At 68.3% G+C, this 10,048-nt stretch carries 12 protein-coding genes; all 12 read left to right on the forward strand.

From position 1 onward, the window contains the following. The first annotated feature begins 5 nt into the window (after positions 1 to 5). The 12 genes from ACOZK4_RS25900 to ACOZK4_RS25955 all read left to right on the forward strand — a co-directional run bounded on the left by ACOZK4_RS25900 (position 6) and on the right by ACOZK4_RS25955 (position 10,034). A complete protein-coding gene (locus tag ACOZK4_RS25900; RefSeq protein ID WP_421594534.1) occupies positions 6 to 1,256 on the forward strand; it encodes a phage major capsid protein in 1,251 nt (416 codons plus the stop codon). A 110-nt stretch (positions 1,257 to 1,366) separates the two neighbouring features. Then, complete coding sequence (locus tag ACOZK4_RS25905) at positions 1,367 to 1,936, forward strand: head-tail connector protein (RefSeq protein WP_421594535.1); 570 nt, start codon at positions 1,367 to 1,369, stop codon at positions 1,934 to 1,936. Further along, the gene (locus tag ACOZK4_RS25910) at positions 1,936 to 2,274 is read left to right on the forward strand and encodes a phage head closure protein (RefSeq protein WP_421594536.1); all 339 of its coding nucleotides are present in this window, start codon (positions 1,936 to 1,938) and stop codon (positions 2,272 to 2,274) included. Before ACOZK4_RS25905 ends, ACOZK4_RS25910 begins: the two co-directional genes overlap by 1 nt. Next, on the forward strand, positions 2,271 to 2,678 hold the full coding sequence (locus ACOZK4_RS25915) for a DUF3168 domain-containing protein (protein WP_421594537.1): 408 nt from the start codon (positions 2,271 to 2,273) through the stop codon (positions 2,676 to 2,678). Before ACOZK4_RS25910 ends, ACOZK4_RS25915 begins: the two co-directional genes overlap by 4 nt. A gap of 25 nt (positions 2,679 to 2,703) precedes the next feature. After that, positions 2,704 to 3,111, forward strand: a complete 408-nt coding sequence (locus ACOZK4_RS25920; RefSeq protein WP_421594538.1) for a phage major tail protein, TP901-1 family — start codon at positions 2,704 to 2,706, stop codon at positions 3,109 to 3,111. Next, on the forward strand, positions 3,111 to 3,467 hold the full coding sequence (locus tag ACOZK4_RS25925; RefSeq protein ID WP_421594539.1) for a gene transfer agent family protein: 357 nt from the start codon (positions 3,111 to 3,113) through the stop codon (positions 3,465 to 3,467). Before ACOZK4_RS25920 ends, ACOZK4_RS25925 begins: the two co-directional genes overlap by 1 nt. Beyond that, complete coding sequence (locus ACOZK4_RS25930; RefSeq protein ID WP_421594552.1) at positions 3,464 to 3,667, forward strand: rcc01693 family protein; 204 nt, start codon at positions 3,464 to 3,466, stop codon at positions 3,665 to 3,667. Before ACOZK4_RS25925 ends, ACOZK4_RS25930 begins: the two co-directional genes overlap by 4 nt. A 3-nt stretch (positions 3,668 to 3,670) precedes the next feature. Beyond that, positions 3,671 to 4,207 (forward strand): phage tail tape measure protein, encoded by a 537-nt coding sequence (locus tag ACOZK4_RS25935; protein ID WP_421594540.1) that lies wholly within the window; start codon positions 3,671 to 3,673, stop codon positions 4,205 to 4,207. Between the two features lie 28 nt (positions 4,208 to 4,235). Continuing rightward, positions 4,236 to 4,871 carry a phage distal tail protein, Rcc01695 family gene (locus ACOZK4_RS25940; RefSeq protein WP_421594541.1) on the forward strand — a complete coding sequence of 212 codons (636 nt, stop codon included), beginning with the start codon at positions 4,236 to 4,238 and terminating at the stop codon, positions 4,869 to 4,871. Further along, positions 4,868 to 5,758 carry a DUF2163 domain-containing protein gene (locus tag ACOZK4_RS25945; RefSeq protein WP_421594542.1) on the forward strand — a complete coding sequence of 297 codons (891 nt, stop codon included), beginning with the start codon at positions 4,868 to 4,870 and terminating at the stop codon, positions 5,756 to 5,758. The genes ACOZK4_RS25940 and ACOZK4_RS25945 overlap by 4 nt, the downstream gene beginning before the upstream one ends. Continuing rightward, positions 5,751 to 6,194 carry an NlpC/P60 family protein gene (locus ACOZK4_RS25950; RefSeq protein WP_421594543.1) on the forward strand — a complete coding sequence of 148 codons (444 nt, stop codon included), beginning with the start codon at positions 5,751 to 5,753 and terminating at the stop codon, positions 6,192 to 6,194. Before ACOZK4_RS25945 ends, ACOZK4_RS25950 begins: the two co-directional genes overlap by 8 nt. Before the next feature lie 3 nt (positions 6,195 to 6,197). Next, positions 6,198 to 10,034, forward strand: a complete 3,837-nt coding sequence (locus ACOZK4_RS25955; protein ID WP_421594544.1) for a baseplate multidomain protein megatron — start codon at positions 6,198 to 6,200, stop codon at positions 10,032 to 10,034. Positions 10,035 to 10,048: the final 14 nt, after the last annotated feature.

The raw sequence follows: 10,048 nt of genomic DNA on the forward strand, positions 1-10,048 counted from the left end.
CAAGCATGACGCAAACCAGCAAGACCGCGCCGGAAATCAAGGCCGTGCCGGAAACGATGACCGCCGCCTTCGACGACTTCATGCAGGCATTCGAGGCCTTCAAGGAGACCAACGACATCAGGCTCGGCGAGATCGAGCAGAAGCTGACCTCCGACGTGGTGACGCGCGAGAAGGTCGACCGCATCAATCGCGCCATGGACGACCACAAGCGCGTGCTCGACCAGCTGGCGCTGAAGAAGGCGCGCCCGGCGCTCGGCGGCAGCGGTACGACGAGCCTGGAGGCGGCCGAGCACAAGGCCGCCTTCTCCGCCTATATGCGCCGCGGCGACGAAAGCGCGATGCGTGCGCTGGAGGAGAAGGCGATGTCCGTCGGCTCGGCGGCCGATGGTGGCTATGTCGTGCCGCCGGAAACCGACACGGAAATCGGCCGCCGGCTTTCGACGGTCTCGCCGATCCGGGCGCTCGCCACCGTGCGCCAGGTTTCGGGCACGGTGCTGAAGAAGCCGTTCGCGACCTCGGGCATGGCGACGGGCTGGGTGGCGGAAACGGCGGCGCGGCCACAGACCAACAACGCCCAGCTGGCCGAACTCTCCTTCCCGACCATGGAACTCTACGCCATGCCGGCGGCGACGCCCGCGCTGCTCGATGACGCGGCCGTCGATGTCGAGGGCTGGATCGCTTCGGAAGTCGACATCGTCTTCGCCGAGCAGGAGGGCACGGCCTTCATCTCCGGCGACGGCACCAACAAGCCGAAGGGTTTCCTGAACTACACCAATGTCGCCGATGCCAGCTGGGCCTGGGGCAATATCGGCTACATCGCCTCCGGTGCGGCGGGCGCTTTCAAGGCAAGCAACCCCTCCGACACGCTGCTCGACACGATCTATGCGCTGAAGGCAGGCTACCGGCAGAACGCCAATTTCGTCATGAACCGCAAGACGCAGGCGCAGATCCGCAAGTTCAAGGATGCCGACGGCAACTACCTCTGGCGTCCGCCGGCAACGGCCGGCCAGGCCGCCTCGCTGATGGGCTTCGGCATCGCGGAAGCCGAGGACATGCCTGACATCGCCGCCGATAGTTTCTCCCTCGCCTTCGGCGACTTCCGTGCCGGCTATCTCGTCGTCGATCGCACGGGCGTGCGCGTGCTGCGCGATCCCTATTCCGCCAAGCCCTATGTGCTGTTCTACACGACCAAGCGCGTCGGCGGCGGTGTGCAGAACTTCGAGGCGATCAAGCTGGTGAAGTTCGCGTTGAGCTGAGGCTTTCCGCGCTGCTTTCTCTTGCACCGGCGGCTTTCCCTGACGCCGGTGCCGCGGGCGCGGTTTCCTCCCGGCCGCGCCCGCATCCTCCTTTCACCGGACAGGACCCCATGACGATAACCGAACTTTTGCCGCCTGCCGTCGAGCCGGTCACGCTTGCGGAGGTGAAGGCGCATCTGCGCCTCGAGACGACCGAGGAGGACACGCTGCTGGCGGGCCTGATCCGCACGGCGCGCCTTCATCTGGAAAGCCAGACGGGGCTCTGCCTGATTTCCCGGCTTTTGCGCCTCTATCTCGACGATTGGCCGGAGGGGCGGGTGATTCAGATTGCCAGGGGGCCGGTGCAAACCATTGAGATCGTGACGGTTTACGATGCCTTGGGTACGCCGGTCGAAATCGATACGGCAGGCTATGTGCTGGATGGCGCGGCGCGGCCGGCGCGGCTGGTGCTGCCCGAGCGGCGGGCGACGGGGCGGGCACTGAACGGCATCGAGATCGATTTTACCGCCGGTTTCGGCGAGAGCGGCGCGGATGTGCCGGACACGTTGAAACGGGCGCTCACGCTGCATGTCGCGACGATGTTCGAGCTGCGCGGCGTGCTCTCGCTCGACGACCAGCCGGGGGCGGTGCCGCAGGGTTACGAGCGGCTGATCGCGCCGCATTGCCAGCGGAGGCTGTGATGGTGTCAGCGGGAACGATCGACCCCGGCGCGCTTTCCGCCCGGCTCGTGCTGGAGCAGCCGGTCGAAACGCCGGACGGGCAGGGTGGCGTCACGCAGGGCTTTTCGGCGCTGGCGACGCTCTGGGCGCGCATCGAGCCGGTCTCGGCGCGCGCGGAGGAAGCGGCGGGCGCGCTGCAGGTGACGGTGACGCACCGCATCTGGCTCAGGCGGCGCAGCGATTTTTCCGGCGGTATGCGGCTGCGCAAGGGGGTGCGGCTTTTCTCCATTCATACCTTCCGCGATCCGGATGAAAGCGGGCGCTACACGCTCTGCGACTGCGAGGAGATCAAGCCATGAGCGCGGCATCGGCCTTGCAGAAGGCGATCTATGAAAGGCTTTCGGGCGATGCGGCCCTGACGGCGCTGATCGGCGGCAATGCCGTGACCGACCGGCGTCCGAGCGCGCCGGCCGCCCCCCTCGTCGTGATCGCCGGCGTCGACAGCACGGACCATTCGACGGCGACGGAGCCGGGCGAGGAGCATGGCATCACGCTGGATATCTGGTCCGATGCGGCCGGGCATCGGCAGGCGCAGGTGATCGCCGCCGTGGTGCGGGTGGCGCTGCATGATGCGGCGCTCAGCCTCGCCGGGCACCGCCTCGTGCTGCTTTTTCATCGCGAGACGCGCGTGGCGCGCGAGGGGAAATCCCGCTTCCACCGGGCCGAAATGCGGTTTCGCGCGGTGACGGAACCGGCAACCTGAACAATCCAACGGAAAGGACCTGGCCATGGTGGCACAGAAGGGGCGCGATCTGCTGCTCAAGATCAGCAACGGGGCGGGCTTTGCGACCGTCGCAGGGCTGCGCTCGAAGCTGCTGTCGTTCAATGCGCAGATCGTCGACGTGACGGATGCGGAATCGGCGGGGCGTTGGCGGGAATTGCTCGGCGGAGCCGGCGTGCAGCGCGCGGCGGTCAGCGGCAGCGGCATCTTCAAGGACCAGGCATCGGACGCGCTGGTGCGCTCGGTGTTCTTTGCCGGCACGATTTCCGACTGGCAGATCGTCATCCCGGATTTCGGCACCGTGTCCGGGCCGTTCCAGGTGGCGGCGCTCGAATATTCCGGCGCGCATGACGGGGAAATCCTCTTCGAGATCGCGCTGGAATCGGCGGGCGCGCTGACCTTGGTGGTGCTGTGATGGGCGCGCGGGCGAACCGGCGGCGCGGCGAGATCGAGGCCTTTCTCGATGGCGAGCGGCGCGTGCTGTGCCTGACGCTGGGGGCGCTTGCCGAACTGGAGACGGCCTTTGCCGTCGATAGCATGGCGGGGCTGGCCGAACGCTTCTCCTCCGGCCGGCTGAAGGCGGACGACCTTATCCGCATCATCGGCGCGGGGCTGCGCGGCGCCGGCAACCTGTTCAGCGACGAGGAGGTGGCGGGCATGGCGGCGGTCGACGGGCTTGCGGGCTTTGCGCGGATCACCGCCGACCTGCTGCAGGCGACCTTCGCGGCGGAGGGGCAGGCGGCAAACCCTCCGGCGCCGCATTCGGCCTGAGTGCGGAGGCCGCCGCCTTCCCCTGGGAGGCGGTGCTTCATGCCGGGCTCTGCCGGATGCGGCTTTCCACGCGCGATTTCTGGGCCATGACGCCGCGCGAACTGGCCTATGCGCTCGGCCTGCTGCGGCCCCGGTCGCTCGCGACACAGCGCGCGGACCTGACGGCCCTGATGCTGGCCTTTCCCGACGAGAAGGAGTGAACCATGGCGGAAACGGACAACAGGTCGCTCGATGGCACCAAGGAGACCGCCGAGCAGCTTTCCACGATCTTCGACGATCTGGAGGCGCGTTCGCGCTCCTTCGGCTCGGCGCTGACGGGCGCGCTGCGGGGCGCGGTCGTCGACGGCAAGGGGCTGGAAGACGTGCTGACCGGGCTGGCACGGCGGATGAGCGATATCGCGCTTTCCGTCGGGCTGAAACCGCTGGAGGGCATGCTTTCTTCCGGCGTGTCCTCTCTGCTGGGCGGTGTGACGCCCTTTGCCAAGGGCGGCGTGGTGGCGGCGCCGACCTATTTCGGCGGCGGCCTTGGCCTGATGGGCGAGGCGGGGGCGGAGGCGATCCTGCCCTTGAAGCGCGGGCCGGACGGGGCGCTCGGCGTGGCGAGCGAGGGCGGCGGCAGCGGTGGCACGCGCATCGTCTTCAATGTGACGGCGCAGGATACGGCGAGCTTCCGCAAATCCGAGGGGCAGATCGCGGCCATGCTGACGCGCGCCGTCGGGCGCGGGCAGCGCAGCCTGTGATGCTTTCTTTCAACATCGGAGACTTGAGATGGCAGGATTTCACGAGGTGCGGTTTCCGCTGCGCGTCGCGCTCGGCACCAGCGGCGGGCCGGTGCGGCGCACGGATATCGTCAGCCTGTCCAACGGGCGGGAAAACCGTAACCGGCGCTGGCAGGACGCGCGTCGGCGCTACGATGCGGGATCGGGCGTGCGCTCGATCGACGATCTCTATGCCGTGCTCGCCTTCTTCGAGGCGCGGGCGGGGCAGTTTTACGGGTTCCGCTTTCGCGATCCCGTCGATTACCGGTCCGGTATGCCGGGGGCTTTCCCGGCCGCGAGCGACCAGGAGATCGGCACGGGCGACGGCACGACGACGGCATTCCAGCTGGTCAAGCGCTATGCCGATGCGGGCGGCGCGACGGTGCGGGTGATCGAAAAGCCGGTGGCGGGGTCGGTGGTCCTCTCGGTGGCGGGGAGTGCCGTGCCGGCGGCTGACTACACGGTGGATGCCGCAACCGGCATCGTGACCTTCAAGCCGGGCAAGATCCCGGCCTCCGGCGCCATTCGCGCGGGGTTCGAATTCGATGTGCCGGTGCGCTTCGATACCGACCGCATCGATATCGATCTGGCGCAGTTCAATGCCGGGCGCATCCCTTCCATTCCGCTGGTGGAGATCAAGACATGAGGACGATCCCGGCGGGGCTTCAGGCCCATCTCGACGGCGGCGTGACGACGCTCTGCCACGCGTGGCGGGTGACACGGCGCGACGGCGTGGTGCTGGGCTTTACCGATCATGACCGCGGTCTCTCCTTCGGCGGAACGGACTATGTGGCGGCGAGCGGCTTCGAGGCGAGCGAGGCGGAGGACGGCAACGGACTTGCCGCCGAGAGCGGCGAGGTCTCGGGCGGCTTTTCCGCCGAGGCGATCCGCGAGGCCGATCTTTCGGCCGGGCGCTATGACGGGGCGAAAGTCGAGGTTTTCACGGTCAATTGGCAGGATCCTTCGGAACGGTTGCTGTTGCGCACGGCGGAGCTGGGCGAGGTCAGGCGCGAGGGCGGGCTTTTCCGCGCCGAATTGCGGCGGCTGACGCATGGGCTCGATCAGGTGCGCGGGCGCATCTACGGGCACCGTTGCGATGCGGTTTTAGGGGATAGCAGCTGCGGTATCGATGCCTCGGCGCCGGCCTATCGGGCCACGGCGACGGTGCTGGCGGTGCTCGATGAGATGCGGCTCAAGGTCGGCGGCCTCACGGGATTTGCCGAGCGGTTCTTCCGCTACGGCGTGCTGACGGTGACGAGCGGCACGGCGGCGGGGCTTTCGGCCGATATCGAGGATCATTGCAAGGCGGATGGCGCGGACGAGCTGGTGCTCTGGCTGCCGGGGCCGGCGGGGCTTGCGGCGGGCGATACGCTGCAGGTGACGGCGGGCTGCGACAAGCGCTTTTCGACCTGCAAGGCGAAGTTTGCCAACCAGCTGAATTTTCGAGGCTTTCCACACATGCCGGGCAGCGATTTCACCTATGGTTATGCCGATGGCGACACCGTGCATGACGGGAGGCCGCTCTATGACTGACACGGCAATGGGCGAGCGGGTCGTCGTCGTCGCGCGCGGGTTCATCGGCACGCCCTATCGGCACCAAGGGGCGCGGAAGGGCGTCGGGTGCGATTGCCTGGGGCTGATCCGCGGCGTCTGGCGCGAGCTTTACGGCGTCGAGCCGGAGGTGCCGGCACCCTATGCGCCCGACTGGGCGGAGCGGGCAGGCGAGGAGCGGCTGCTTCTGGCGGCCGTGCGGCATTGCGGGCCGGCTTTGCCGGTCGCGGCACTTCGGCCGGGGGATTTGCTCATCTTTCGCTGGCGCACGGGCGTCGCGGCGAAACATGCCGGCATCGCGGCGCCCGAGGGACGGTTCATCCACGCCTATGAGCAGGCGGCGGTGATCGAATCGCCGCTCGTGCCCTGTTGGAGCCGGCGCATTGCCGGCGTTTTCCGTTTTCCGGAGACGTTTTGATCCATGGCGACACTTCTTTTCCAGGCCGCTGGCGCGGCGCTCGGCAGCGTGTTCGGGCCGTTCGGCGCCATTCTCGGGCGTGCGGCGGGCGCGCTTGCCGGCTCGGTGGTCGATCGCTCGCTGCTGAACGGCGCAAGCAAGATTTCCGGTGCAAGGCTCGGCGACGGGCGCATTCCAGGCGCGGACGAGGGTACGGCGATGAGCCGCGTCTATGGCACGGCGCGGCTCGGCGGCACGTTGATCTGGGCGACGCGGTTCGAGGAGGAAGTGTCCGTCGAGCGCGCGGGTGGCAAGGCGAGCGGGCCGCGCGTCGAGACGTTTCGGTATTTCGCGAATGTCGCGGTGGGGGTCTGTGAGGGGCCGATTGCCGGCATCCGGCGTGTGTGGGCGGATGGGCGCGAGCTTGATCTGACCGGGGTCGCGATGCGGCTGCATCGGGGCACCGCGTCGCAGGCGCCCGATCCGCTGATCGAGGCGAAGCAGGGGGCGGGCGATACGCCGGCCTATCGCGGGCTGGCTTATGTCGTCTTCGAGCGGCTGCCGCTCGATACGTTCGGCAACCGTATTCCCGTGCTGCAATTCGAAGTTCTTAAGCCGGTCGGATCGCTGGAGGAGAAGGTCCGGGCGGTGACGATCATTCCGGGCTCCAGCGAGCATGGTTACGATCCGCGGCTGGTGACGGAGAAGCTCGGCAAGGGCAAGGGGCGCAACATCAACCGCAACACGCTCGTCGCGGCCACCGACTGGGAGGCTTCCATCGACGAATTGCTGGCGCTCTGCCCGAACCTGGAGCGGGTCGGGCTGGTCGTCGCCTGGTTCGGCACGGATCTGCGGGCGGGGCATTGCCGCATCGTGCCGGGTGTCGAGGTTTCGGCCCGCACGGATGAAAGCCGGCCGTGGCGGGTCTGCGGCATCGGGCGCGGCGCGGCACATGTCGTGAGCCAGAGCGGCGGCGGGCCGGCCTATGGCGGCACACCCTCGGATGCCAGCGTGGTGGCGGCCATCAAGGACCTGAAGGCGAGGGGGATCGCGGTCTATCTCTATCCCTTCGTTCTGATGGATGTGCCGGCGGACAACAGCCTGCCCGACCCCTATGGCGGCGCGGCGCAGGCGCCCTATCCCTGGCGGGGGCGTATCACCTGCCATCCGCAATCGGCCAACGGAACGGTGGCGGCGGGCAGTCAGGTCGCGGCCTTTGTGGGGAGTGCAGAGGCGGGCGATTTTTCGGTTTCGGGCGAGGCGGTTACCGGACCGGCGAGCGATGAAGGGTTTCGCCGGCTGATCCTGCACTATGCGCATCTGGTGGAGGCGGCGGGCGGCGTGGACGGGTTCCTGATCGGCTCGGAGATGCGCGGGCTGACCTGGCTACGCGACGGGACGGGTGGGTTTCCGTTCGTTTCGGCGCTGTGCGATCTCGCGGCGGATGTGCGCTCGGTGCTGCGGCCGGCGACCAAGATCACCTATGCGGCGGACTGGAGCGAGTATTTCGGGTTCCAGCCGGGGGCAAGCGGCGAGGTGCTCTATCACCTCGATCCGCTCTGGGCGTCGGCGGCGATCGATGCCGTCGGTATCGACAACTATATGCCACTCTCCGACTGGCAGGATGGCGATGTGCTCTCGGGCAATCCGGACAGGTTCCGGCATGGCGAGGACATGGCGGCGATGCGGGGGCAGATCGCGGCGGGCGAGGGGTTCGACTGGTATTATGCCGGCGATGCCGCGCGGCGGGGGCGGGTGCGTTCGCCGATCACCGACGGCGCGGCGGGCAAGCCGTGGGTGTTCCGCTACAAGGACATCGAGAGCTGGTGGACGAATTTTCATCGGGAGCGTGGGCCTGACGGGAGCGAACTTGCGGGGCATACCGACTGGGTGCCGCGGTCGAAGCCGGTCTGGTTCACCGAACTGGGGTGTCCTGCGGTCGACAAGGGGCCGAACCAGCCGAATGTCTTCGTCGATCCGAAAAGCGCTGAAAACGCCTTGCCGTACTTCTCCGGCGGGGCGCGCAGCGATGCGGTGCAGCGGCGGTTTCTCGATGCGCATCATGGCTGGTGGCAGGGCAGCGGACCGGGGGCGGGCATGGTCGATCCCGGCCATGTCTTCCTCTGGACCTGGGATGCGCGGCCCTATCCGGCCTTTCCGGAGCAGACGGCGCTGTGGTCCGACGGTGGCAACTGGCAGCGCGGGCATTGGCTGAACGGCCGGCTCGGTGCGGGCACGCTCGCCGATGTGATCGCGGCAATCCTGTCAGATCACGGGTTTTCGGCGTTCGATGTCTCGGGTGTCGCGGGTGACCTGCCGGGTTTCGTGCAGGCCGAGCAGTCTTCGGCGCGGGCGTTGCTGGAGCCGCTGATGGAGGCGTTTCAGGTCGATGCGCTGGAGGCGGATGGCAAGCTCATCTTCCGGTCGCGGCAGAAGTCGGCATTGCCGCCGGTCGAGATCGACGTTCTGGCCGAGCGGCCGGACGAGGCAGCCTTCGAGGAAAGCCGGGGGCATGCCGGTGATTTCTCCGGCGAGGCGATCCTCGATCATTTCGAAGCGGCGGCGGCTTATGGGCGCGTGACGGCGCGTTCGCGCCGCATGGCCGACGGCAGCGACCGGGTGTTGCGGCTTGCGCTGCCGGCCGTGCTGCATGCCGGCGCGGCGGCCTCGGCCGTCGAGGCGGTCCTGCGCGAACAGCGGGCGGGTCAGCGCCGCGTCACCTTCCGCCTTCCGCCGACATCGCTCGGCGTGACGCCGGGCGATGTCGTGCGCCTTGCGGATGGGCCGGAGGGGCGTTTCCTTGTGACCGGTGTGACGGACGGGCTGGTGCGCGAAGTCGAGGCGCGGGGGATTGCGGCGGGAGACAGCCCGGCCTTCGCGCCGGCTGAAGGCGGACGCTCTCCGACGGGCGGGGCGGGGCCGGCGGATGCTTTTGCGCCCGAAGTGGTGTTTCTCGATCTGCCGATTTATGGGGCCGGGGAGGCGGAGGATTTCGCACGGGTCGCGGCCTATGCGAAGCCGTGGCGGGCGATGGTCGTGTCGAGTTCCGATGGCAGTGAGGGGTTTCGCGCAAGGGCGCGGCTGGAGCGGCCGGCGCGTTTGGGGTGGCTTGCGGCAGCGCTCCCGGCGGGCGTGCTCGGGCGGTTCGATCCCGAGCGGGAGATCGTGCTCGATCTGGCCTCGGGCGGGCTTTCCGCCGTCGATCCCGTAACGATGCTGAACGGGGCGAACCGGCTGGCGGTGCAGGCGCAGAATGGCGGCTGGGAGATCATCGGCTTTGCCGGTGCGAGCGAAATCGCGCCGGGGCGCTGGCGGCTCACCACGCTGCTGCGTGGTCTGTTCGGGACCGAGGATGCGATGGCGTCGGGGCACCTTTCCGGGGCACTGGCGGTGGTGCTCGACGAGGCTGTGCTGCCGCTCGGGGTCGATGTCGATGAGGTGGGACGCGTTTCCAACTGGTTGGTCGACGCGGTGGGGGCGGCGGGCGGGCAGGCCGGTCCCTTTGTCTTTTCAGGCGGTGAGCGTGCGCTGACGCCGCTTGCGCCGGTGCATCTTCGCGGCCGGCGCGGGGCCGATGGCGTGGTGCGTTTCTCCTGGGTGCGGCGCGGGCGCGTCGACGCGGATACCTGGCTCTCCGCCGATATCCCGCTCGATGAGCCGTCGGAGGCGTATCGGCTGGAAATCCTCTCGGGCGCTGCGGTGGTGCGGCGCGTCGAGACGACAAGTCCGGATTTTACCTATGCGGCGGCAAGCGAGCTTGCCGATTTCGGCGCGGCGCAGACGGCGATTCGCATTCGGGTGCGCCAGCTTGGCCGGGCAATCCCGCTCGGCGTGCCGGCGGAAGCCAATCTTACCCTCTGACCGAAAGGAACAGC

It is taken from the genome of Shinella sp. M27 (genome assembly GCF_049199905.1).
GTDB lineage: Bacteria > Pseudomonadota > Alphaproteobacteria > Rhizobiales > Rhizobiaceae > Shinella.

What these genes read in the sequence shown, in the direction of transcription:
- ACOZK4_RS25900 (WP_421594534.1), top strand. Translation starts at nt 6, where the DNA reads ATGACGCAAACCAGCAAGACCGCGCCGGAAATCAAGGCCGTGCCGGAA.
- ACOZK4_RS25905 (WP_421594535.1), top strand. Translation starts at nt 1,367, where the DNA reads ATGACGATAACCGAACTTTTGCCGCCTGCCGTCGAGCCGGTCACGCTT.
- ACOZK4_RS25910 (WP_421594536.1), top strand. Translation starts at nt 1,936, where the DNA reads ATGGTGTCAGCGGGAACGATCGACCCCGGCGCGCTTTCCGCCCGGCTC.
- ACOZK4_RS25915 (WP_421594537.1), top strand. Translation starts at nt 2,271, where the DNA reads ATGAGCGCGGCATCGGCCTTGCAGAAGGCGATCTATGAAAGGCTTTCG.
- ACOZK4_RS25920 (WP_421594538.1), top strand. Translation starts at nt 2,704, where the DNA reads ATGGTGGCACAGAAGGGGCGCGATCTGCTGCTCAAGATCAGCAACGGG.
- ACOZK4_RS25925 (WP_421594539.1), top strand. Translation starts at nt 3,111, where the DNA reads ATGGGCGCGCGGGCGAACCGGCGGCGCGGCGAGATCGAGGCCTTTCTC.
- ACOZK4_RS25935 (WP_421594540.1), top strand. Translation starts at nt 3,671, where the DNA reads ATGGCGGAAACGGACAACAGGTCGCTCGATGGCACCAAGGAGACCGCC.
- ACOZK4_RS25940 (WP_421594541.1), top strand. Translation starts at nt 4,236, where the DNA reads ATGGCAGGATTTCACGAGGTGCGGTTTCCGCTGCGCGTCGCGCTCGGC.
- ACOZK4_RS25945 (WP_421594542.1), top strand. Translation starts at nt 4,868, where the DNA reads ATGAGGACGATCCCGGCGGGGCTTCAGGCCCATCTCGACGGCGGCGTG.
- ACOZK4_RS25950 (WP_421594543.1), top strand. Translation starts at nt 5,751, where the DNA reads ATGACTGACACGGCAATGGGCGAGCGGGTCGTCGTCGTCGCGCGCGGG.
- ACOZK4_RS25955 (WP_421594544.1), top strand. Translation starts at nt 6,198, where the DNA reads ATGGCGACACTTCTTTTCCAGGCCGCTGGCGCGGCGCTCGGCAGCGTG.